The sequence below is a fragment of the Sphingobium sp. TomTYG72 genome (assembly GCF_055394715.1).
Genome location: NZ_AP027337.1, coordinates 331,295 through 352,816 on the forward strand (window position 1 = coordinate 331,295; position 21,522 = coordinate 352,816).

The following is a 21,522-nucleotide window of genomic DNA, read 5'->3' on the forward strand; positions in this document are numbered from 1 at the left end:
CGACACCAGCCACCCCGTTCAAAGAGCGGCAATCATCCCGGCGAACGGGCGCGGCGCAAGGCGGCCGTCAGACCCCGCTTACGCAAATCAGCGCTCCAGCCTGAAAAATTCGACATGGAAGCGAACGGTGCCGAGTGGCTCGATCCGGTGAAGAATTGTTGGTTCGACAATGCCGGGGGGCGCATCTTTGCTCAACTTTGTCTCTGCTGGCGTCCTGCGCGGATCAGTCACGACATAGCGCAATTGGCCTTCCTCCACGCAGATCAGGCCCCAGGTGCCTTCTTTGGTTTGATGGTCATTCAGAAGACCCGCCGGGATATTCTCCTCAGTGAAGGTTGGGGTGCGTTTATATGGCGTCACACCGTCAGGAAGGTGCTTGATCATCCTTCATTCCTTTCGCGGCAGAACTGGATGCCGAGTTGGAGGCTTTTGGCGATCCGCTCCGCCTTCTCCTGAAAGGCTGCGCCTGCGGCGGAGGAGAGCAACTCGCTGCTGGCCTGCTGCCACAGAGCCAGCCAGCGAGCAAAGTTGTCAACGGTCATCTGCTGTTCGTACCGAACATGTGCCACCATCGGCTGCCCCCTTGTGAAAGATGATCATGCAAAATCCGGTGAGGGGAGGGGCCGCTGTTAGGGCGCTGCGTTCTACCTTTGAACGGCGACAAAGGGTCGGTTCACCTGCTCACGTGGGTCCCCATCCCGATTCAACATTTTCATCAAGCCCTAAGACTGCGCCGCGGTGCTTTATGCTTGAGGGTGGGCGTCAAGGTCCACCTTCAGTTCACGTCGCCAGAGGCGAAGCGTGCGGCACGCCGCGATGAAGGTGCGGGCGTCGTCGGCAGTGCCGATCGGCAGGCAAGCCTCGTCCAGATCGTCGGCTATACCCGCCTTAGCGAAAATCGCCTCTGCCTCAGCACTGATCCCGATGAATTTGCAATGGGCAAAAGCGTCGGTGACGAAATCCTTGGCTGCCGCGTCGAGCGACAGCAGCGCTGCCCCCTCAGCGGACACGATGATGGCGACGGCATCGAACAGCACCGACGGCCCACCGTCAATTTTGTGCTTGTCAGCTATCCGCGTCCCATCGGACAGGGTTACCCCGCCAATCTTCGGGGCGATGATCTCGAAGATGGCGCCTTCTGCCTCCACTGCATCGATCAGCGCCTTGAGCAATTTTGCGTCCGCTCCGTCGCTCAGCAGGACGCCCAGCTTTCGACCGCGAAAACTCTTCGGACCATTTTTGACGATGCTGAGCTTGTCGGAGGGCGGCAGGTCCGTGATAGGCTTGCGCGCGGCCACGGCCGGATCGGGCAGAGGCAGGCCAAGGCCATCGGCCACCTTCACCGCCAGTGTCTCGTCGATATTGAGCAGGTGCGACACCGTCCTCGACCGAATGTCGGGACCAAACACCTAGTCAGAAGAGTGGCTGATTTCGTGAGTTGAGTTGCGCGATCCCGGGCATCTGACCGTCCGGTTCTACTAGTAGCGGGCATAGTTCTTCGCTGGGCAGGATGGCAGCATAGCGCTGCGGGCGCAGCAGCGCGTGAGTCAGCCTTTCAACAGCTGATCGACCTCGGCAGGCCGCAGCTCTGCTTGCAACTGATCGCATGAGCATTGATCCGCAGCTTTGTCCGGACGCCAGCGCAGAAAGCGCGTGCCGTGGCGGAAGCGGCCTGCGGTCACTTGATCATAATTCACTTCCACTACCAATTCCGGACGCAGCGGTTCCCATGCGCTTTCCTCGCCCCGGTTCCAGCGGCTGGGTCCACCCGGTGCCTTGCCCGTGAAGCCCGGCCCGCCTGCGAACGGTTCGAGCTGCTGCAAAAGAAGCGAACGCTCGCTGGCCTTGAAGCTGGAGGTGAAACCGACATGGTGCAGCGCGCCTGTCTCATCATAAAGCCCCAGCAGCAATGAAGCAGCGCCTTGCCCGTCCCTAGTTCGACGAAAGCCGCCGACGACGCAGTCAGCACTCCGGTAGTTCTTCATCTTCATCATAGCGCGCTCGCCGGAGCGATAGGGCAGGTCGAGCGGTTTGGCGATGATCCCGTCCAGCGCACCGCCGCTCCGTTCTAGCCAGCGCGTCGCATCCTCTATCCGGTCGCTCGCTGGCGACAGCCGCAGCATCCCTGTCCCATTCCTGGCGTGAAAGCGCACCAAGGCAGTGCGGCGATCCTGCAAAGGCGCATCCATAAGTTCGCTGTTGCCTAGCGCCAGACAGTCGAAGAGCATGAGCTGCGCCGGGGTCTCTCGTGACAAACGCTGAATCCTGCTTTCCGCTGGATGCAGCCGCTGCTGAAGCGCATCGAAGGAAAGCGTGCCATTCAGAGGGAGGATCAACTCGCCGTCGAGAATATAGCGGCGCTCAGCCGTCGCCAGCAGAGCTTCAACAATTTCCGGGAAGAACCGGGCCAACGACTTTCCGGACTTGGAGCGTATGGCGGCGCGCGTTCCATCACGGCCGACCACAGCGCGAAAACCATCCCATTTGGGTTCATATTGCCAGCCGGGCGGCACGGGCAGTTCGGCAACCAGACGCGCTTCCATCGGCAATGGAAGGAGGATCGGCTGATCTTCGTCTGAGGTAGCAGTTGGCCGGGTCATGTCTCCCCCTGCCCGATATCCAGCGTGATCACGACCGGCGCATGATCGCTTGTCTTTTCCCATGCGCGGGGCCGGGTATCGACTTCGGCAGCGACCAGCTTGCGAGCGGCTACCGGGTTTAGCAGCGCATGATCGATCCGTAGCCCGGCATTGCGTTCAAATGCGCCACGCCAATATTTCCAGAAGCTGTAGATGACCTCGTCCGGATGCAGTTGCCGGATCGCGTCACTCCATCCCTGATCGAGCAGGCGCTGATAGGCGGCGCGGACTTCGGGCGCGAACAACGCGTCATCGCGCCAGCGATCGGGAGCATAGACGTCGAGATCGGTCGGCATCACATTATAATCGCCTGTCACGATCACCGGGGCATCGAGTTCGATCAGCGAGGCCAAATGCGTGTGTAGCCGCTCGAACCATCGAAGTTTGAAGTCGAATTTGGTGCCGGGACGGGGGTTGCCGTTTGGAAGGTATAGGCAGGCGATAAGGACGCCGTTCACAGCCGCTTCGATATAGCGGCTTTGCGCATCTTCAGGATCGCCGGGCAAGCCGCGCCGGGTTTCATGAATGGTCCCGACCCGGCTCAAGATCGCGACACCATTCCATCGGCTTTGCCCGTGCCATACCGCGTCATATCCCGCGTTCCGGATTGCCTGCTCCGGGAAATTCTCCTGCGGCGCCTTCAATTCCTGCAGGCACAGGATGTCAGGCGCGGCCTGTTCGAGCCATCGCAACAGTAGCGGGAGACGCCCGTTGACGCCGTTCACATTATAGGTCGCGATTTTCATGGCTCTGAGCAGTTAGACGTTCTGCGGCTCAATTGGTTCGATGGCGGCGGGAACAAGCCTCAGGCTAAAGCGAAGACGGATCAGACGAATTGCGCTCGAGAGGTTGGCGATCACAAGCGACTGAAGGCTTTCAGACGCCGCCAAGGTAAAAGGCCGCCCGGTTGATCCCGGACGGCCTTTCCATTGTCAGCCGATTGGACGCGCTCAGAAGAGGCGGACCCCCGCAGCGGCGGTCAGACTCTTCGTTTCTGCCATGACCGGCATGTGACAATGAGACATCAGACCACCTCCTTTCCGTTGTTGACGATAATAGGGATATGGGCGCGGATTTGGTTGGAACAAGGGTCAGGCGGGAACGTCGGCTGAACCGGCACGTCCCATCAGGATGCCCTTGGCCGAAAGCGAGCGGAAGGTGATCGACCAGCGGCACCTCTCCATGCCCACGATGCTATGCTCCCACTCATGCCGCGCTTCGCCAGACAGATGATAGATGGAGTGATTTGAAAGCGGCACGGACAGACGGTCGAAACCCCTTGAAGCGCGGGCGTCGAGCTATCAAAATTCTTCGCATCTGAACCCCCGCCGTTGTTGGGGATCATGAAGATATGGACGCCGCCTCCACTAGGCGCTTCAGCTTGCGCGCGGCCATATGGGGCGTGGTCAGCACCGGCTCGCGGCGGCATGCCGTTATAAGCGGGGCAGCGCGGGCCATTGAGAACTGCCCGATCACGACCACATCGACGGACGGTAAAGCCTCGGCGGCGGCCACGCTCAGCCGGTCGTGCAGATCGCTGTCGCCCGCCTGAAGCGCCTCCAGCGCACCCTCCGCGACCGACGGGACGATCTGGGGACGCGCCTGGCCAAGAGCGTCCGCCATCGCATGAATTTCGCCGGTCAGCGGCGCCACCGATCCCTGAAAAGTAAGCAGCAGACCGATGCGTCCGCCTTCTTCCCGTCCCCGGCAGAGCGCCAGCGCTTCGTCGAATGCGCCCTCATTGGGCGTGACGACGGGAATGGACAGGTCGGCCTTGACCCTTTCGATAGCTGGCCGAAAGGCGGAGCAGGTGAACAGCAGCCCCGCCGTGCGTACCGTGCCGTTATGCGAGGCGGCGGCGTAGCGGCCGAGCGTCAGGAAGCGGTCGTAAATATCCGGAGTTATCGATCCTATTGCGGCAAAATCACTGGCGAGGGAATCGTCGATGAGGTTTGTTGCCGTCGCATCCGGCCATTCTTCCCGCATCGCTGCCATAGCGGGACCAGGCGACTGCGCCAGTGCGCTGATCAGAATGATACGCGATCCTGTATTCACCATGGCTCCTTTATTTTCAGCCGCCCTACGCCGTTGACGGGTTGATTGGCAACGGTGCTGATTGACACAGGTATAATCAACGTCTCTTTACCCCGGCGACTTTTGGTGAGGATGACATGCTGAGACTCGACGGGCGTGTAGCCATCGTGACGGGATGCGGATCCTTTGCGCCCGGATGGGGCAATGGTAAGGCGATCGCCGCTCTGCTCGCCCGGCAGGGGGCGACGATCTATGGCGTCGATCTGACGCTTGAGGCGGCGGAAGAGACGCGAGCCATTGTGGAGGGCGAAGGCGGCACGATGCATGTCGCTGTGTGTGACGTCACGCGCAAAGCCGATGTTGACGCGATCATTGCCGATTGTGTTGCGCGGTTCGGTCGGCTCGATATCTTGATAAACAATGTCGGTCGGTCGGAGCCGGGCAATCCCGTGACGATGGACGAGGATGTTTGGAAGGCACAGCTTGACCTTAACCTGACCAGTGCGTTTCTGACATCCAAGGCAGCGATTCCCGCGATGACGGAGGTCGGCGGCTCCATTGTCAACATTTCCTCGGTCGCTGGACTGCGCTGGGTGGGCAAGGATCAGGTCGGCTATGCCGCAGCCAAGGCGGGCCTCGTTCAGTTCACCAAGGTGACGGCGGTCGCCTTTGCTGCCCAGGGCGTGCGCTTGAACTGTGTCACGCCCGGACTGATGCTCACCCCGCTCGTAAAGCGGCTCGCTGAACGCTATAACGGCGGTGACTATGAGAGTATGGTGGCGAAGCGCAATGCACAGGTGCCGATGGGCCGCATGGGGGACGCCTGGGACATCGCGAACGCAGTGCTTTTCCTATGCTCCGATGAGGCGCGCTACATCACGGGCACCGAGCTCGTCGTCGATGGTGGATTGACCGCTTTCACCGGCTGGTAATTTGAGCCGCCCCGCTCAGTGCCCGAGCGGCATTATGCTCAGGATTTGTTCGCCAGACGCCGACCGATGCGTCGGCGTTTGCTCACCCCTTGATGCTTGCGCGCACGGGTGACCGCTCCGCGCTTTCACGCCTGGCCCTCCTGTCGTCTGGCTGGCGGCTCTTGGCCCGTCCCTCTCGCTCATTGGATAAGCCAAGCGCGACATTAGATAAGCAAAGCAATTCCCCGGGACTTGGCATCGGCATATAAGGGCGTTCTTGGCCTGAAGCGGCGATCCAAGGATAAGGGCATGCACGACGACCTGATCAGCGCGATCTATGATGGCCCTTTGGCCGATCGGCCCTGGGCGGCCGCTCTGCCGAAGCTGCGCCGTCTAACCGGGGCTCATCGGTTGATGCTGAAGTTCACGCCGATCAATGGCGGGGGTTGCAGCGCGATATACACAGATTCGGCCTGCCCGGAGAACGACCGCGATCCTGATAGGCCTACCGAGGCCTATCGGCGGATCTATCAATGGAAAGATCCGGTCTACTATGGCGGCATCCCCGGTGGAGAGGTGCGTCAGCTGGAGGCGTTGATAGACCGGCAGACCTTCAGGGCGTCGGACTATTATCGCGAGCTGTGCCGCCCACTCGACATCGAACATGCTTATTTCGCCTTTGTCGGGCGATATGGCGGCACGGATGTCTGGCTAAACGGCTCCCGCGGCGGCGCCACCGGGCCATTCTCGGCGCCCGAAATGGCGTCGGTTCGTCAGTTTCTTCCACATCTTTCGCGCGCGGTTCTGATGCAGCGGCGATTGCGCCAGCTGGAGGATCAGTCGGCGATCTACGCCCATGGCGTGTCGGCGCTGGCTGTGGGCATTGTGATGCTCGATCATCAAGGGGAAATCCTGGAGATCAATGCCGAGGCGGAAGCTATTCTCGCCGGGCAGTCTTCGGTCCGTCGCCTCGGCCGCAGGCTTTGTCTGTCGGGTTCGGCGCAACAGGAGTTCGTCAACGCCCTGCGGCAGCTTGGAAGCGCGCCAACACCCGCCGCGCACGCTATTGCCGGACAGGACGGCTTGTCTTCGGTCAGCCTGATCATCCGTTCTGCCGAAGGGTTGGCCGGGCAGAAAAGCGGCTCCGAAATCGCCTTTGTCGTTTATCTGAAACGCGACGCCCAATCCCTGCCAGCGACGGCAGTCGATTACGTGTCTGACCACTTTGGCCTCAGCAAAGCAGAGGCGCGGCTCGCGATATTGCTCACCAATGGCCACAGCATCGGTGAAGCCGCATCCCTCCTTGGCGTGACCGTCACGACGGCCCGTACTTACTGCAAGCGCGCGCTCACGAAAACGGGGACAACGCGGCAGACAGAACTTGTCCGTCTGCTGCTCAGCAGTCTTGCCAGCCTTGTCTGAACTTAGGGGCTTGTTGTGAACTGTCTCCATTTGGAGGCAGAATGGCGGCGTATAGCGCTTTAGGGCACTCCGGACGGAACGACATGGCCGTTTCGGATGGAGAGAATGGATGCCTGCCCCTGCGCCCCTGATGCCGCACATCGACTTCGCCTATGATGAGCTTCCGAACCTGCACGACATCCTCGAAGAGCTACGGGCCTATGGGGCTGTGGTTTCCGTCAAGAACCATGGCGCGCCGACCTGGCTCATATTGGACCACGCCGAACTGAATCGCGCGTTCACCGACGAGGTGCATTTCGATCCCAGCGACGGGTATCTCGCCATGACCGAAATTCCCATGGGCCGCAATTTGCTGGCGCTGACGGGGGAGGAGCATCGCGTGACCCGCGCAATGGTCGCCCCTTCCTTTCTCCCCGCGCGTACCCGCAGCTATGTCGAAAACCTGATCGAGCCCGTAGCGCACGAACTGCTCGACCGCATCGAAGGGCAACGGGAGGTCGAATTCGTGGAGGCATTCACGCGGCTGTTCCCCTTTTCGGTCATCACCCGGTTGTTGAGCATTCCCGTCAGTGACGAAAGCCTGCTTTTGCGGTGGGCCGTCAAGCTGATCGATTATCCCTGGGATCCGCAAGGGTCGATGGAAGCCAAGGCAGGCTTCGACGCCTATATGGAGGCGATCATCGAGGAGCGTCGGCGGCAGACCGGCGATGACTTCGTATCGATGCTCATCGCGGCTGAATTTCAGGGGGAAAAGCTCGACAATGAGCGTATCCTGTCCCTCTTCCGCTTACTTTTCCCGGCTGGGTCAGACACCACCTACAAAGCCGGAGGGAGCCTGTTCGCCTGTGTCCTGGCAGACCCCAGCCTGCGCAGCCTTGCTTTGAAAGGCGAAGCGGAGCGCGCGGCAATCGTGACGGAAGGACTACGCTGGCAGCCGCCAACGGCCCTATTGCCGCGAATGGCGTCCGCAGACGTGGACCTTAGCGGTGCGCAGATCAGCAAGGGTGACTGGGTCTTGTTCGGCATCACGGCGGCCAACAGCGATCCGAAAATATTCCAGGACCCGCGCCGGTTCGATCCGTTCCGCGACAATCGCGAACTGATCAGCTTTGGGCGGGGCAGGCATTTCTGCGTGGGCATGCATCTCGCCCGGCGCGAACTGGAGGTGGCGCTGCGGGTCGTCCTTGAGCGCTTTCCCGACATTCGCCTGTCTCCCGGCAAGGAGGTCGAATTTGTAAGCGCGGTGCTTCGGGGTCCCAGGGAATTGTGGGTTCAACCCTACGGCGCGGCATGAAAGGGGAAGAATAATGAAGATCAAGTTTGTCGATCCGCAGGGAAACGAACATCTGGTCGCCGCTGAACCCGGCGAAAGCGTGATGCGGTGCGCTACACATCACTACATCCCCGGTATCGTTGGTGAATGCGGCGGAGCGCTCGCCTGCGCGACCTGTCATGGCTATGTCGCGGAAGATTGGGTGTCCCGCTTGCCGCCGCCCTCTGAACTGGAAAAGGAGATGCTGGAGGGCTGTATCGACGTGCGGCCGAACAGCCGCCTGACTTGCCAGTTGATTCTAAATCAGCAAATGGACGGCATTACCATTCGTGTTCCTGAATCGCAGACTTGATCCCGTCTGCATAAAGCTGCGGACGTCAGTTATCCCGTGCGCGATGTCCACGATAGCCGGTAAGGCGAAGACGGAAACGTCCATCGGCGAAGGGAAGGGCCATTCGGCGACCTGAGCCTCCGCCATTGGGAAATTTCTGCGAAAGAAGGGTTGGGATATACTCCATGGCGAACGATCCTACTGGGCCGCGCCTTTTTTAAGCTGGCGTTATCGCCTCTTTCCCGTCGACACCCGTTCCCTTTGCTTTCCGTGTTACGATGCTACGGCAAACGTCGCCCGGCGTGACCGGCTGGAGCCATTCGCGCAGCATGCAATCGATCCACACCGTGCCCTGATATAGGCCATTTTGGACGATCCGATCATCAAAGCGGTTGGCAATGCCGCGATACTCTTCTTCCGTCAGCCGTTCAAAGAAGTAGTCGGACACCCATGCGACAATGACATAGAGGGCCGTGGAGAACAGCGACGCCTTGTATTGGAAATGAAGCTCATCATAATCAAGTCGAGGACCGCCGAGGCGATGATATTCATCAATATATGTCCGGTGGGCGTCGGCCACGATGTCGATGTGCTTTTCTGGAATCTGCATCATCAACATGCCGCTCATGGCTTGCGCCATGCTCATCTGCCCGGCGCCAGCCCAATCGAATAATCCGGCCTGCAACGTACCATCGGCATCGCGCCAGAACCACGCATTGTCGATGTTCAGATTGGGATGGCACATCCCCGTATAATCAACCTTTCCGTGCAGGTAAGCCAACACGGCGTCCTTGTGCGCGAAACCGTACAGCAGGTCTTCGCGAAAGGTTTTCAGGAAGGCGGGATTGGACGCCTCGGCGGCAAATAGTTGCGGAGCGATGCGGCCGATAAAGTCGATCAGGCGATCGATCTTGGGGGTCGGGTCCTCAAGAAAACTGTAATCGCGTGCCGCTCCCTTGAAGGGAAAGACGCTTTCGAGCTCATTCCCGAGCGCCCCGGTTTTGTGAGCGGCGGTGAGGCTCGCCATCGCCTTTGCCAGGGTGCGGTAATGTTCCTCGATATGCGGCACCTCATGGTCGAAGCCCTTGCGATAAGCAGGTTCGATGGCGCCTTCGCCGAATCGCAGTCGTTCGGTGATGAGTATGTAATTGTTGGTCAGCGAGGAATAATCGCCAAAGTAGAGATAGGGGACGCGGACGGGCAAGTTACGCTCGCGCGCAAATTGCAGCATTGTCACTTCGCCGTGCGCCATATGCGCGAGGCTATATTTGAACTCGACATCCTTAGGCGGGAATTTGATGAACAGATCGTTCTCGATGCCGGGTTCCGCCTTTGCATAGGAGACCGTGAGGATGGCATTTCCCGAAGCGCCCGGAACGTCCAGCGGCTGGATGGAGACGATCTGCGTGACAGCATTGTCGGGCGAGATTGTGCCCGCCGATCGAAAAGCCTTCGTCAGGAACTCGGGGCCGAACTCCCAAACCATGTCGAGAGATATCGGGAAATCCAGCCCGTGCTGATCGCCGGGGGCGATTTCCAGATGGTTCTGACGAAATTGCTCGAATGCGCGCTTGCGAGGGCGGGCAGGGCCGATGGGTTCCAGCAGATCGCTGTCGAGCCACCCAGCGGGACTGCTGATCCTGGCACGCCCATCGCCGTGACAAACCTCGGCAACGAGCACAGATGTTCCTGATGGCAGCTGGTGAGAGATGTCGGACAGGCGTGAGGCTGTTGCGGTCACGCCGGTCGAGCATGTCAATCTGTAACGCTGGCCTTGTTGTGCATGGGGGCGCGCGCTCACGCCGGGATTTTCAACGGATTTCATGTTACTGCACACTCTCCAAGCACGACGAAGATGGCGGGATTGGCAGCCCCAATCTCTTCGCCGGATTTTGCCAGCATTTATGACAATAGCGATCCACTTATCAACGTTTTTCGACATACTCTCGAAAATGTTGATGTTTCCCTGTCTTGAAGTGCTCGTCGTTTGCTGACATCGCAGGGGTATGAAGGTGGACCACAAAGCTCGCGCCAATAGACCGCTGGGTCGGCCCCGACGCCTGACCCTCTCCCAGATTGTGCAGGTCGCGAAGGAGATAGGCCTGGAAAATCTGACCATGACTGCGGTTGCAAAGCGGCTGGGGGTCAATGGAACGGTTCTTTATGGCTATATCGCGACCCGCGACGATCTCGTTCGCCTCGTGGCGGCTCAACTGGTGCAGGAAGACGTTCAGGCTACGGACACAGGGCAGCCCTGGTTCGCCTTTGTCGCGGAGGCTGCAATCGCCCTCCATAAGACGCTGACCGGCCCCGGCAAGCTGCTGGCCCATTTCCTTACAGGTGGCCTGGGCGCGGAAGTGGAAATTGACCGCACCGAGGCGTGGCTCGAAAAAATGACCGCTTCCGGATTCACGGTAGCCGAGGCTCTCATGGTCCATCGTCAGATGGGTGAGATTGTCATTGGCGCAGCGGTCATCCTGTTACAGATCAGGGCGCTTGAGCAGGTGGGGCATTCTTTTGAACAGGCCGCGCTCAAGGTGCTGGATACCCGGGCGGGCGAGGTCCCCCTTCTTGCAAGCGAAAAAGCTATCTTCGCCGCACGCGCGCCAGTCTGGCAGCGCAGCATCGTGCAATTTCTCGAAAGAGTGGCTGCCGATCGTGGCGAGACGATCGACAGCAGACTGATCGAGGACATATTCGCTGCGGCTGGCGACTGAGGCGAGAAGGGTCAGGCGCAAAAAAGAGGAAGGGCGATCAAATGACCGCCCTTCCATCGTCTGTCTCTGGCCTGCTTATGTTCAAGCCGCGAGGCGATCCTGATGCGGACGGGGCGCTTCGGCGGGATACATACGCGGCATACCAACGTCATAGGTACGCGTCAGCATGCTGATGAAAGCCTTGTCGTGAAGCGGTTCAGACGGGGTCTCGAACTGAAGTCCTTTCGCCCGCAAATCCTTGATGAACATGTCGAACACCTGATCTTGGGTCAGATCGTCCTTATGTTCCAGCACCATCTTCATCTCGTCCATATCCTGGAAGACGTTGCCGCCCCAGTGGACCATCAGACGCGATTCGCTCGCGGGGACTTTCTGGATCACCGTGTCGCCTGTCTTGATCAGCCAGGCGTTTTCGGCGTCCGGGTCCGGATACAGCATCGAGTCGATGCTGAGGCCCTGCGGACGGCGCCTGTCGAGTGGACCGCAGGATTCGCCACGGTGGAACATCATCTCGTTCTGCGCGACGACGGCCTGGTTCCACATCGGTTGTGCGATCCGCTTGGGCGCGGCCTGCGGGCCTTCGGGCCAGTAAGTGAAGCCGCCGCCGATAGAGCCGGGATAGAACCACGCGACGACCTGACCCTTCTTGAGCGACCATTTCTGGAACAGGCCGGACTTCGCCATCGTGTTCATTAGCCAGATCGGCGTGTCGTTCTGCGAAATGCCACGGAATGCGGCGGCGTCCAGATGCCCAGGATCGGAGGACTCGGCCGGACCCTGCATGACGAAGTTCATATTGTCCGGGATCGCATATTGCGCGTTCCAGTAGGAGCGGATCTGCGCCAGATGCTTCGGATTGTAAAACAGGTCGTCCATCTCTGGATACAGGCTGACGCTGGCCTGTGCGAGATAGCCGCGAAAGTAGGGTGACAGGAACATGTCCCAGGTCAGTTCCACGCCTTCAGGTACGGCGCCAGACGTGGTCGCGACCACTTCTTCCGGGCTCTTGAAATGGAGCGCCAGGATCATCTTCCACGGACCCTGTTCGCGGATCAACTTCATCAGGCGAGCATATTGATCGTCGGAATATACATTGTCGATCAGGCGGGGTTCCGCGACCGGGCGGATCACATAATCCGATGCTGTCGGCATTCTTGGGGTTCCTCTCCAACTAAACAGACGTCCTTTAATCCATCGTTGTCGCTAGTGTCATTGCTTTTTCGACAATATCTCGATAATTCGTCGTTATAAAGGTTTTCGCGCTGCCTTTCTGGAGGGCAGCATGAGGGACGAGTGAGAGCAATGCCGGTGACGAGCCCGATCAAAATTCTGCCGCAGTCAGCTGGCGGCCTTCATTGCCGCTTGCCGAGGATGCCTACCTGGCCCGCGCGGTGCTCGTTACGCCCGGACCGGCGCGCGGCGAGCTTGTCGACGCGGCGACAGAAGCCGCCCGTGATGACTTCAACGAACGCGTGCAGGCGCAGATGCAGCAGATGATATGGGGGCATCCGCGCGCCAAGAACTATTACAAGAACAGCAAGGGCCATGTGATCGCCGATCCCGATGGCCATCGTATCCAGATCAGCCGTTCGTTCGGCTGATCGCGCGTCGCCGCCCCAGGGTTTCGACCCCGGCAATTTTTACTTTGTTGCCAAGTTGGAGAATAATCATGCTGTCGAAGGTCAAGCTCGCCAAGACCGACCTGTCCGTTAGCCGTTTGTGCTACGGCACGAACATGCTCGGCACTGCCATCGATCAGGCGGGAGCCAACGCCATTCTGGATAAGTTCGTGGAACTGGGCGGCAATTTCATCGACACCGCCCGGTCCTATGGCGACTGGATTCCCGACGCGCCCAAGGGGGCGAGCGAGCGGGCGATTGGCGCATGGCTGAAGGGGCGCAACCGCGCCGACTTCGTGATCGCCACCAAGGGCGGCTTCTTCGACCTGCGCGTCGGCGATTATCGCAACCGCGTCACGCCCGCCGACATCAACAGTGACCTTGCAGAGAGCCTGGAGCATCTGGGCGTCGATACGATCGATCTCTATTGGGTGCACATGGACAATGCGGAAGCGCCGGTCGGCCCCATCATCGACACGCTGATCGCGGCGCAGCAGGCGGGCAAGATCCGCTATTTCGGCGCGTCCAACTGGACCGCAGCCCGTGTGCTCGAGGCGAATGCCTATGCGCAATCCAAGGGCAATGCTGGCTTTGTTGCGGTCGAACCCTTCTGGGGTCTGGCCAAGCCGAACGAGGAAGCGGCGACGGCGCAGGGCTATCAGCTCTATTTCGAGGATCATGGCGGCGCGCTTCAGGGCAGCGACCTGACCGTTATTCCTTATTGCGCGCAGAGCCGTGGTTTCTTCTCCTTCCTGGAGAAGGGGCAGGTTCCCGATCACCTCAAGGGCTTTTACGACAACCCCGCCAACCAGCAGCGGTTCGAGGTCGCCAAGCGCGTGGCCGAGCGTTATGGCGTTTCGGTCAGCGACGTCGTGCTGGCCTATCTGGTCAATCAGCCGCAGCAGACCATTCCCATTTTCGGCGCATCCAGCCCCGCCCGCATCGCCGAAAGCGTCAAGGCCGCAGCGGTCAGGCTGTCGCCTGAAGACCTCGCCGAACTGCGCGTTGGCTGAAGCACGGGAGAGCATGATGACCAAGGTAGCTTTGGTAACGGGCGGCACGCGCGGCATAGGGAAGGCGGCGGCGATCGAGCTTGCCCGCCGAGGGTTCGCCGTCGCGGTGACTGGTCGGACGCGCAAGGAAGGCGAAGGGAAGGCCGAAGAGGAGACCGGCTCGGCTTCCATCGCCCTTCCCGGCAGCCTGGAAACGACGGTGCGGGAAATCGAGGCTATGGGAGGCCGGGCCATCGGCGTCCCGATGGACATATTGGACCGCACCAGCATCGACGCTGCGGTCGATACCGTGCTGGAGACATGGGGCCGGATCGACGGCCTGTTCAACAACGCGCTTGCCCAAAGTCCCTATCTGATGGCGCCGATCGATGCGGTTGATGCCACGAAGGCGGAGCAGACGATGGCGGGGTTGATGATCAATCATCTGCACATCACCCAGAAAGTGTTGCAGCCGATGTTGTCGCAAGGGGCTGGGCGCATCGTGTTCATCACCAGCGGTGCTGGCACCACCCTGTGCGAGCGCAAACTCGAAGAAGGGGGATGGGGTTTTCTCTATGCTGCGGGCAAAGCCGCCTTTTCCAAGCTCGCCGAGTTTGTCGATCTGGAATATCGCGACCGTGGCATCGTCAGCTTTCACATCCAGCCTGGGCTGACCATCACCGAGACGCTGACGGCCAAATATGGCGACGCCGCCCTCAACTTCGGCGGCGGATTGCCGAGCTACACACCGGCGGACACCGGCCGCACCGTGGCATGGATGATGGATTCGCCGGACGCTGTCGCGTTCGCCGGTCCTAAGCTCTATACCGCACCGACGTTCTTCGAAGATCATGGACTGGCCGCGCCGGCCATTTCATGACGCCATCGCGGTAAAGGAGAGAAGATGGAGCAGGTGGACGGCGTTTTGCATCGTCTATCAGGCAAGGTCGTGGTCGTCGCTGGCGCAAGTCGCGGCATTGGCGAGGTTACGGCGAGAAGGTTGGCTAGCGAGGGCGCATCCGTAGTCGTCGCTGGCCCGCCGTCCGAGGAAGCTGCGGTGGAGGCGGTCGCCGCCGATATTGGGCGCGGCGGTGGGCGCGCGATCGGCGCGCTGTTCGATGCGGCCGACGATGCGAGCTTCGCGGCGCTCTGCGATACGGCCATCGTCGCATTTGGCGGGATCGATGTTTTCCATGCCAATTTCGCCGATCAGGCGATTTTGCTGGAGGATAGCGACATCATCGACGCGACGGATGCCGTGATGGACCGCACGCTCGACGTGAACCTCAAGGGGATGGCGCGGGCGACCCGGCATGCGCTGCCCCATCTGCTCGCGCGGGGCGGCGGCGCCATGATCTATAGCTCGTCGGCGGCGGCGACCATGGGTCAGACGGTGCGGCCCTATTATGCGATGGCCAAGGCTGGCATCGGCGCGCTGGTGCGCCATGTCGCGAACCGCTGGGGCCGCGAGAATATCCGCGCCAACGCGATCCTGCCGGGATACATCATCACGCCGCTGATGCGCGACCATGCGCCTGCGGAGCTTCTGGCCCAGTTCCAGAGCGAGACGCCCGCGCCGAGGCTGGGGCGAAGCGAGGACATCGCCGCCATGGTCGCGATGCTGGCATCTACCGATGGGGAATGGATCAACGGCCAGACCATTTCGGTGGATGGAGGCCTCACCATGCGGTGAGACCCGGCGCTGTTCAGGCTGCGTCGCCCATGATCTGGCGGGTTTTTTGCAGCAGATAGGCCACCCGTTCTTCGGCGGGCATACGCGCAGCCAGATCAAGCGAGGGCACTTCGATGCCGATCGGGATGCCTGCCGGGAGCAAGGGCACCAGCGCCGCCAGATCATATTCGCCCTCGCCCGGCACCGCGCGGTCGGTTACTGCCGCGAGGGGCCAGTCTGCGGGCTTTGCCAATGTGCCGTCGCTGATCTGGATCGTCTTGATCTTGGTGGGAGCCATTGCCCGCACCGCCTCCCAATGCTCACCGCCACGGATGACATGGAGGACGTCAAGGGTCACGCCAGCGTGATCTCCGGCCGCATCGGCCGCTGCCGCCGCTTGCGACAGCGTCTGCCAGCTCGATTCCAGATAGGGCTCTATGGTCAATGCAAGGCCACGCTTCCCAGCCTCATTCGCGAGTTCCGCCAGCCGGTCGTTGCGGCGGCTCTCATTATCGTCGAAGGCGAGCGTCCCGCAGACCCGTGCACCCAGGCGCGCCGCCAGGTCGAGGTTGCGCAGATGTTCCTCGCGGCTGATGTCGGGCGTTATCAGGAACGGCTCGACGACATGGACGAAGAGACCGGCGTCCTTGATCGCTTGAGCGAATGTCTCGAACAGATGGTGGTCCGACACCAGGCTGTAAGATGCGGCATGGGGGACCGGCAGGCCCTCAAGAAACAGGCCGATACCGTCATAGCCGCTCCGTGCGGCGACCTCGACAAAGCTGAGCGGTCCCAGTTCCAGTGCCGAAAGCTGCTCAAGGGCGTATTTGCGCTGGGTCACTAAGGTTCACCTCGATGCGGGTCTGCAAATGTCAGGAATAGAATAACCACCTTATTGGCAGTTGATGGTCGGCTTGCGCCTAAAGGCGGCGTGACGCGAGGAAAAGAACGGCAATTTTTTGTCTTGGACAAACTGAATGACAAAGTGCTCCCTGGAAATTGCCTCGAAACCCGCATCATCACTGGTCCTGACGGTGCGCGGTTAAGCTGAAGTTTACCGTGACCTTCGCAGCGATCGTTTCATCGGTGGCTGAACCGACATCAAACATGTTCCGGTCAAGATCTGCTCGGCCTTCGGCTCTGGCCGTGTCCCCATCCTGACGCAGCGTGAAGCGTAGCGTGACCGGGCGGCGGCGTCCGTTCAGGTCCAGCGTGCCTCTGGCTTCGTACAGGTCGCCGCCCCGTGGCCGGAAACCCTTGGCGCGGAATACTGCATGCGGATGCGCCGCTATGTCGAAATAATCGGGGCCTCGCAGCGTTTCGTCGCGTTGTGCGTCGCCCGTGACGGCGGAGGACAGGTCGATCGTCACCAGGATTGCGCTGCCGGGCAGATCGTCTGGGCTGTAGCGGATGTCCGATTTCCAGTTAAGGAAGGACCCGTCCACCGCCGCGCCGCTCCACATGGCGATAAAGCCGAGCCTTCCCTGCCCCACGACGCGCCACCGCGACAAGGGAAGTTGTTGTGAATTGGCCATGGGCACCGGCGTAGCTTTTGGGGCCATCGGGGTCGTGGCAGGCCGCTGCGCTGGGGTGGAGCCGGGTGAAGGCGGCGCTATCTTGATCGGCGCGGGCGTTCCTTGCCGCTGCGCCACGGCTCTGGTGGGCGTTCCGGTAAGAAAGAATGATGCCACACCTGCCAATGCCAATGTTCCTAGCGCAACCAGCAGCGCAAGCCCCGGCGCCAAGCCCGGGATCATGCGAGCAAGCAGATCCTCACGCTTGTAGAATTGATGGCGAATAGCTCCAGCGACATGCAGCACGACCAATCCGGCCAGGACATAAGCGGCCAGGCGATGTGTGTCATAGGCTATTCCATTGAGGCCAAGAGGGATTGGCAGATGCGGCCAGGCGATCGTGCCGAACAGCAGCGTCGGCACCTGCAGCTTGCTGGTTGAGACCAGCGCCCAGCCGCTGAGCGGGGCGAGGAGCATGACGGCGTAGAGCAATTGATGCGTCACCTTTGCCGCGAACGCAGATATCCGATCATCCGCCAGTGCCGGGGGGCGGGGGTGGGCCAGGCGGATGCCAACCCGCAGAAAGGTGAGCAGCAGGATGGCGATCCCGATCGACTTGTGCAGCTGATAGGCGGCAAATTGGCCCAGCCCCGGCGCGATGCCGGACAATTGCCAGCCCAGGACGAGTTGAAAGCTAAGGGCTGCCGCGATCGACCAATGCAACGCGATTGCCGTCATGGAATAGCGCTGTGGCGACATGGGCAGTCTTTCGTCCTTATGAAGATGTCAAAGAAGAGCGCGAGCGGCGGGCGGGCAATGAAGGGAACAGCGGTTCATTCGTAAACCTTGGACGAATTGCTGTGCCGTCCTCCGGTCACGAGAAGGGCTAAAGCGCATGCTGCGATCAGCGATCCTGATGCCATGGTCAGCGCCACGGCGGGAAGCTTGAAATCGAGAGTGAAAAGGAAACCAGCAAGGATGGGACCCAAAGCAGCTCCTCCACGGCCGAGGCCGATCACTATTCCCGTGCCGCCTGCCCGGACGGCCGTTGGGAAAGATTGCGCAATGATGGCATAGAGGCCGACGACGGCCGCGTTGGTGAAATATCCCGCCGCCGCAGCTACCACGGCCAAGCCGAAAAGGCTGGCTTGTCCCTGTCCGAAGACAGTCACCATTGCCATCGACAGTAAGAGGGTGGCGATCACCAATATGCGGACATCCAGTCGCCAACTGAGGGCACTGAGCGAAAGCGCGCCTAGCAAGCCGCCTACATTGGCCCATACTAGCACGCCACCAGCGGACGAGGGTGCATAACCCATGTCCACGACGATCTTGGGCAGCCATTTGAGAATGAAGTAAAAGGTCATGATGTGAAAGAAATAGGCGGCCGTCAGCAGCACCGTTGTGCGTGCGAGGCCGGGACTGAACAGCGCGGCAAAGGACGCCTTGGGTGCCGCTGCATTTGAAGGTGGCAAAGCATCCAGTGCGTGGTGTCCCATCCGGCCCATCAGCTGATTGATCCGGTCCAGCGCATTGGCCGGGCGTCGTTGAAGGAGGAAGCCGATCGATTCAGGGAGCAGCAGGAACGTCAGCGGCAAGAAGATTGCAGTGACGACGCCTCCCAGAAGGAATATGTCACGCCATTCGCCCGACATCAGCAGCATCGAAGCGGCCGAGCCGCCAAGGATCGCGCCGATCGGATAGCCCGCCGCCATGAGGGCAACGGCCAGGCTGCGGGTGCGCGCGTTGGCAAGCTCTGCGACGATGGCGTTGGTGCAAGCCAGCATGCCGCCAATGCCGAGGCCAGTGACAAGCCGTATCACCGACAGGGAGACAATGCTGAATGAAAAGGTCGCGGCTAACATACCTGTCGCCATGATCACGAGGCAGAGCAGGATGGTGGGCCGACGGCCGATGCGATCAGCCAGGCCGCCGAGCAGCACGGATCCCACAGCCATGCCGATCAGTTCCATCGAAAGCACGACGCCCAATGCGGCGCGATCAATGCCCCACTCCGCGGCAATGCCGGGTGACGCGAAGCTGATCGCCAGCACATCAAAGCCATCAAGCGCGTTCAGCATGATGCACAACGCTACAGCCGCGATTTGCAGGCGGCCCATGGGCGCTTCATCAAGTAATTGCCTGATGTCCGTTCCGTTCTGCGCCATCCTCACCTCCCCTGAAATGATTGTCGATCTGGTTATTGCCTTGGTCAGGCGCCTTCCGGAGCTGTCAGCATAAGGGCGTCGAGGGCGATCGCGCCTTTACCCTGCGGATAGACGATCACCGGATTAAGATCGATCTCCCGAATTGAAGGTTCGGCGAGAAGGATGCGGCCAAGCCTATGGATAATCCCCGCTGCTGCCTCCACATCCAGCGCGGGCGATCCGCGAAAGCCGCGCAGCAGAGGCGCTTGCTTGAGCTTATGCAGTTCAGCGGCGATGGCATCGACCGAGAGGCCGGGGGTGATCAGGCGCACGTCCTGGAGGATTTCCGCCGTGACCCCGCCGAACCCGCACAGGATGACCGGCCCCCAGTCTGGATCGTTCTTCGCGCCGATGATAAGTTCGACGCCGCGTTCGCCCATGGCTTCGAGCAGGACGCCGTCGAGCGCGATGGTTGCATCATAGGCGGCGACATCGGCATATAGCCGGTCCCAGCCCGCGCGCAGTTCGTCGCCGTTGGAGAGGTTCAACACCACGCCGCCCGCATCGCTCTTGTGGCTTAGACGGGCCGATTGTGCCTTGAGCGCGACCGGATAGCCGACCGCTTGCGCAGCGCGAAGCGCGTCGTCGATGCTGGTGAAGAAGGCGCCCCGGGGGAACGGGATGCCGAGCGGGGCGAGTATCGCCTTGGCGCGATATTCCGGGATGACGCCGCTGTGCCCGGCGAGGCCGGAGGCGAGCAGGGGGGTGGTCGGCGCTTCGCTGAAGTCCCGACGCGCATGGTCGTTGAGGTGCTTAAGGGCGCGGAAGGCGCGTTCGGTCGAAGGGAAATAGGGGATGCCAAGCGCGCGCAACTGATCAAGATAATTGGACGGAACCGGAGCGCCTTCGTCCAGCCCGGTGAAGATGATCGGCTTGTCCGGCCGCAATTCGTCAACGGCGCACAGGATGGGCGGCAGCTTGATGCCGACGGTCACGGGATCGGTCTGGATGATGCCCGCGACGATGCTGCCGAACCGGTCGTCGGTGAACAGCGCCGCCAGCGTCCGGCGATAGAGGTCGGGATCGACGAGGCCCTGCGCCGTCAGGTCCAGCGGGTTTGAGACCGGCACGAACTCGGGCAGCGCCTCGCGCAGCGCTGGAGCGTTGCCGTCATTGACCTGCGGCAGGTCGAGGCCGAGTGTTTCGCAAAGGTCAAGGGTCAGCGCCTTGAACGCGCCGCTTTCGCCCAGCACCGCGACGCCGCCCGCCGGGATGGTTGGACAGCGCAGCGCGATTTCGGCGATATCGCCCAGCTCCTCAAGCGTCTCGGCCAGGATGACGCCCGCCCGTTCCACCTTCACCCGCATCACCTGATAGTCGCCCGCCATCGCCCCTGTGTGGGTCGCGGCGGACTCACGCGCGGCGGCCGACCGGCCCGGGTGCAGGAGGACGATGGTCTTGCCCAGTGCCCGGGCGCGGCGGGCGGCGGCCAGGAAGCGCTGGGGCTTGCGGAACTGTTCCACGATCATGGCGATGACGCGCGTCGAACTGTCTTCCAGCAGGTAATCGACATAATCCTCGACGCCTGATGCCGCTTCGTTGCCGGTCGAGATGGAGAAGGAAAGGCCCAAATCACGCGAAGCGAGCGTGGTGCACAGGACGCAGGCCATCGCTCCGCTTTGCGACACGACGCCAATGCCGGGACGATCGCCCAGCCGCTTCGCGTCGGTTTCAACGAAGGTCAGCGGTACGCGATCAATGAAGTTCGTCATGCCAAGGCAGTTTGGCCCTTCGACGACCATGCCGGTCTGGTCGGCGATTCGGCCAATCTCTCGCTGCTCCGCCAGACCTTCCTCACCGCCTTCGGCAAATCCGGCGGAAAAGATGACGGCGGCGCCGACATTGCGTGCGGCCAGCGCCTTCACCGTATCGAGCACCGCAGCGCGCGGGATGGCGAGGACGGCGGCATCAACGCTATCGGGCAGGGCATTGACCGAGGGCAGGCATGGCCGTCCGCCGATTTCGGCGCGCTTGGGATTGATGAGGTGGATGTCGCCGGGAAAGCCGTTGCGGATCAAGTTGGACAGGACGGATGCGCCCAGCGCACCCGGCTTGTCCGATGCGCCGACGATCGCCACCGATCGCGGGCGGAGCAGCCGATCGAGCGCATTGCCGGTGCGGGCGGCGGCGACGGGCGGATTGAGGGTGTCGGCCGTCATGGGTCCGTCTCTCCAAAAAACTGTTTGGGCGG

21 protein-coding genes and 1 pseudogene are annotated in these 21,522 nt (G+C 61.1%); 9 read left to right on the top strand and 13 right to left on the bottom strand.

The genetic code is table 11. The features are described 5' to 3' along the window. Nucleotides 1–87: 87 nt before the first annotated feature. The 7 genes and pseudogenes from ACZ5U1_RS14925 to ACZ5U1_RS14955 all read right to left on the bottom strand — a co-directional run bounded on the left by ACZ5U1_RS14925 (nt 88) and on the right by ACZ5U1_RS14955 (nt 4,697). On the bottom strand, nt 88–384 hold the full coding sequence (locus ACZ5U1_RS14925; protein WP_464780670.1) for a TehB family protein: 297 nt from the start codon (nt 382–384) through the stop codon (nt 88–90). Then, nucleotides 381–542: a globin family protein gene (locus ACZ5U1_RS14930; protein ID WP_464780671.1), complete on the bottom strand. Its 162-nt coding sequence runs from the start codon at nt 540–542 to the stop codon at nt 381–383. The genes ACZ5U1_RS14925 and ACZ5U1_RS14930 overlap by 4 nt, the downstream gene beginning before the upstream one ends. A 201-nt stretch (nt 543–743) precedes the next feature. Then, nucleotides 744–1,400, bottom strand: a pseudogene (locus ACZ5U1_RS14935) (catalase); the annotation flags it as partial. Nucleotides 1,401–1,547: 147 nt separating this feature from the next. Further along, nucleotides 1,548–2,600: an ATP-dependent DNA ligase gene (locus ACZ5U1_RS14940; RefSeq protein ID WP_464780672.1), complete on the bottom strand. Its 1,053-nt coding sequence runs from the start codon at nt 2,598–2,600 to the stop codon at nt 1,548–1,550. Then, on the bottom strand, nt 2,597–3,385 hold the full coding sequence (gene xth / locus ACZ5U1_RS14945; RefSeq protein ID WP_464780673.1) for an exodeoxyribonuclease III: 789 nt from the start codon (nt 3,383–3,385) through the stop codon (nt 2,597–2,599). Before xth ends, ACZ5U1_RS14940 begins: the two co-directional genes overlap by 4 nt. A gap of 345 nt (nt 3,386–3,730) precedes the next feature. Then, the gene (locus tag ACZ5U1_RS14950; RefSeq protein ID WP_464780674.1) at nt 3,731–3,898 is read right to left on the bottom strand and encodes a hypothetical protein; all 168 of its coding nucleotides are present in this window, start codon (nt 3,896–3,898) and stop codon (nt 3,731–3,733) included. A gap of 82 nt (nt 3,899–3,980) precedes the next feature. Further along, complete coding sequence (locus ACZ5U1_RS14955; protein WP_464780675.1) at nt 3,981–4,697, bottom strand: aspartate/glutamate racemase family protein; 717 nt, start codon at nt 4,695–4,697, stop codon at nt 3,981–3,983. Between the two features lie 113 nt (nt 4,698–4,810). Between ACZ5U1_RS14955 and ACZ5U1_RS14960 the strand changes: the two genes are divergently transcribed. The 4 genes from ACZ5U1_RS14960 (at nt 4,811) to ACZ5U1_RS14975 (ending at nt 8,631) form a co-directional block, all read left to right on the top strand. Next, a complete protein-coding gene (locus tag ACZ5U1_RS14960) occupies nt 4,811–5,605 on the top strand; it encodes an SDR family NAD(P)-dependent oxidoreductase (protein WP_464780676.1) in 795 nt (264 codons plus the stop codon). A gap of 288 nt (nt 5,606–5,893) precedes the next feature. Beyond that, nucleotides 5,894–7,006 carry a helix-turn-helix transcriptional regulator gene (locus tag ACZ5U1_RS14965; RefSeq protein ID WP_464780677.1) on the top strand — a complete coding sequence of 371 codons (1,113 nt, stop codon included), beginning with the start codon at nt 5,894–5,896 and terminating at the stop codon, nt 7,004–7,006. A 109-nt stretch (nt 7,007–7,115) separates the two neighbouring features. After that, entirely contained in the window at nt 7,116–8,300 is a 1,185-nt protein-coding gene (locus ACZ5U1_RS14970; RefSeq protein ID WP_464780678.1) for a cytochrome P450, read from the top strand. A 13-nt stretch (nt 8,301–8,313) separates the two neighbouring features. Beyond that, the gene (locus ACZ5U1_RS14975) at nt 8,314–8,631 is read left to right on the top strand and encodes a 2Fe-2S iron-sulfur cluster-binding protein (protein ID WP_464780679.1); all 318 of its coding nucleotides are present in this window, start codon (nt 8,314–8,316) and stop codon (nt 8,629–8,631) included. A gap of 196 nt (nt 8,632–8,827) precedes the next feature. Here ACZ5U1_RS14975 and ACZ5U1_RS14980 read toward each other — a convergent pair whose 3' ends face one another. Next, entirely contained in the window at nt 8,828–10,633 is a 1,806-nt protein-coding gene (locus ACZ5U1_RS14980; protein ID WP_464780680.1) for a hypothetical protein, read from the bottom strand. Here ACZ5U1_RS14980 and ACZ5U1_RS14985 point away from each other — a divergent pair. After that, a complete protein-coding gene (locus ACZ5U1_RS14985; protein ID WP_464780681.1) occupies nt 10,623–11,327 on the top strand; it encodes a hypothetical protein in 705 nt (234 codons plus the stop codon). The two genes, ACZ5U1_RS14980 and ACZ5U1_RS14985, sit on opposite strands and share 11 nt — an antisense overlap. 81 nt (nt 11,328–11,408) lie before the next feature. On the opposite strand, the gene ACZ5U1_RS14990 is transcribed toward ACZ5U1_RS14985, so the two are convergent. Beyond that, complete coding sequence (locus ACZ5U1_RS14990; protein WP_464780682.1) at nt 11,409–12,479, bottom strand: hypothetical protein; 1,071 nt, start codon at nt 12,477–12,479, stop codon at nt 11,409–11,411. 203 nt (nt 12,480–12,682) lie between these two features. Between ACZ5U1_RS14990 and ACZ5U1_RS14995 the strand changes: the two genes are divergently transcribed. From ACZ5U1_RS14995 to ACZ5U1_RS15010, 4 genes are all read left to right on the top strand, one after another. Continuing rightward, a complete protein-coding gene (locus ACZ5U1_RS14995; RefSeq protein ID WP_464780683.1) occupies nt 12,683–12,928 on the top strand; it encodes a hypothetical protein in 246 nt (81 codons plus the stop codon). 68 nt (nt 12,929–12,996) lie between these two features. Next, nucleotides 12,997–13,959 carry an aldo/keto reductase gene (locus tag ACZ5U1_RS15000; protein WP_464780684.1) on the top strand — a complete coding sequence of 321 codons (963 nt, stop codon included), beginning with the start codon at nt 12,997–12,999 and terminating at the stop codon, nt 13,957–13,959. Between the two features lie 13 nt (nt 13,960–13,972). After that, nucleotides 13,973–14,818, top strand: a complete 846-nt coding sequence (locus tag ACZ5U1_RS15005; RefSeq protein ID WP_464780685.1) for an SDR family oxidoreductase — start codon at nt 13,973–13,975, stop codon at nt 14,816–14,818. Between the two features lie 24 nt (nt 14,819–14,842). Further along, a complete protein-coding gene (locus ACZ5U1_RS15010) occupies nt 14,843–15,631 on the top strand; it encodes an SDR family NAD(P)-dependent oxidoreductase (RefSeq protein WP_464780686.1) in 789 nt (262 codons plus the stop codon). 13 nt (nt 15,632–15,644) lie between these two features. Here ACZ5U1_RS15010 and ACZ5U1_RS15015 read toward each other — a convergent pair whose 3' ends face one another. The 4 genes from ACZ5U1_RS15015 to ACZ5U1_RS15030 all read right to left on the bottom strand — a co-directional run bounded on the left by ACZ5U1_RS15015 (nt 15,645) and on the right by ACZ5U1_RS15030 (nt 21,490). Next, nucleotides 15,645–16,451, bottom strand: a complete 807-nt coding sequence (locus ACZ5U1_RS15015; protein ID WP_464780687.1) for a sugar phosphate isomerase/epimerase family protein — start codon at nt 16,449–16,451, stop codon at nt 15,645–15,647. A 178-nt stretch (nt 16,452–16,629) separates the two neighbouring features. Continuing rightward, nucleotides 16,630–17,883 (bottom strand): cytochrome b/b6 domain-containing protein, encoded by a 1,254-nt coding sequence (locus ACZ5U1_RS15020; RefSeq protein WP_464780688.1) that lies wholly within the window; start codon nt 17,881–17,883, stop codon nt 16,630–16,632. A 74-nt stretch (nt 17,884–17,957) separates the two neighbouring features. Continuing rightward, nucleotides 17,958–19,292 (bottom strand): MFS transporter, encoded by a 1,335-nt coding sequence (locus ACZ5U1_RS15025; protein ID WP_464780689.1) that lies wholly within the window; start codon nt 19,290–19,292, stop codon nt 17,958–17,960. Between the two features lie 44 nt (nt 19,293–19,336). Further along, nucleotides 19,337–21,490, bottom strand: a complete 2,154-nt coding sequence (locus ACZ5U1_RS15030; RefSeq protein WP_464780690.1) for an acetate--CoA ligase family protein — start codon at nt 21,488–21,490, stop codon at nt 19,337–19,339. Between the last annotated feature and the right edge of the window lie 32 nt (nt 21,491–21,522).

Excerpts from the sequence above, each read along its gene's own strand:
- ACZ5U1_RS14930 (WP_464780671.1), bottom strand. The coding sequence starts at position 542 with ATGACCGTTGACAACTTTGCTCGCTGGCTGGCTCTGTGGCAGCAGGCC.
- xth (WP_464780673.1), bottom strand. The coding sequence starts at position 3,385 with ATGAAAATCGCGACCTATAATGTGAACGGCGTCAACGGGCGTCTCCCG.
- ACZ5U1_RS15000 (WP_464780684.1), top strand. The coding sequence starts at position 12,997 with ATGCTGTCGAAGGTCAAGCTCGCCAAGACCGACCTGTCCGTTAGCCGT.
- ACZ5U1_RS14960 (WP_464780676.1), top strand. The coding sequence starts at position 4,811 with ATGCTGAGACTCGACGGGCGTGTAGCCATCGTGACGGGATGCGGATCC.
- ACZ5U1_RS14940 (WP_464780672.1), bottom strand. The coding sequence starts at position 2,600 with ATGACCCGGCCAACTGCTACCTCAGACGAAGATCAGCCGATCCTCCTT.
- ACZ5U1_RS14975 (WP_464780679.1), top strand. The coding sequence starts at position 8,314 with ATGAAGATCAAGTTTGTCGATCCGCAGGGAAACGAACATCTGGTCGCC.
- ACZ5U1_RS15005 (WP_464780685.1), top strand. The coding sequence starts at position 13,973 with ATGATGACCAAGGTAGCTTTGGTAACGGGCGGCACGCGCGGCATAGGG.
- ACZ5U1_RS15030 (WP_464780690.1), bottom strand. The coding sequence starts at position 21,490 with ATGACGGCCGACACCCTCAATCCGCCCGTCGCCGCCGCCCGCACCGGC.
- ACZ5U1_RS15010 (WP_464780686.1), top strand. The coding sequence starts at position 14,843 with ATGGAGCAGGTGGACGGCGTTTTGCATCGTCTATCAGGCAAGGTCGTG.
- ACZ5U1_RS14970 (WP_464780678.1), top strand. The coding sequence starts at position 7,116 with ATGCCTGCCCCTGCGCCCCTGATGCCGCACATCGACTTCGCCTATGAT.
- ACZ5U1_RS14955 (WP_464780675.1), bottom strand. The coding sequence starts at position 4,697 with ATGGTGAATACAGGATCGCGTATCATTCTGATCAGCGCACTGGCGCAG.
- ACZ5U1_RS14965 (WP_464780677.1), top strand. The coding sequence starts at position 5,894 with ATGCACGACGACCTGATCAGCGCGATCTATGATGGCCCTTTGGCCGAT.
- ACZ5U1_RS14925 (WP_464780670.1), bottom strand. The coding sequence starts at position 384 with ATGATCAAGCACCTTCCTGACGGTGTGACGCCATATAAACGCACCCCA.
- ACZ5U1_RS14990 (WP_464780682.1), bottom strand. The coding sequence starts at position 12,479 with ATGCCGACAGCATCGGATTATGTGATCCGCCCGGTCGCGGAACCCCGC.
- ACZ5U1_RS15025 (WP_464780689.1), bottom strand. The coding sequence starts at position 19,292 with ATGGCGCAGAACGGAACGGACATCAGGCAATTACTTGATGAAGCGCCC.
- ACZ5U1_RS15020 (WP_464780688.1), bottom strand. The coding sequence starts at position 17,883 with ATGTCGCCACAGCGCTATTCCATGACGGCAATCGCGTTGCATTGGTCG.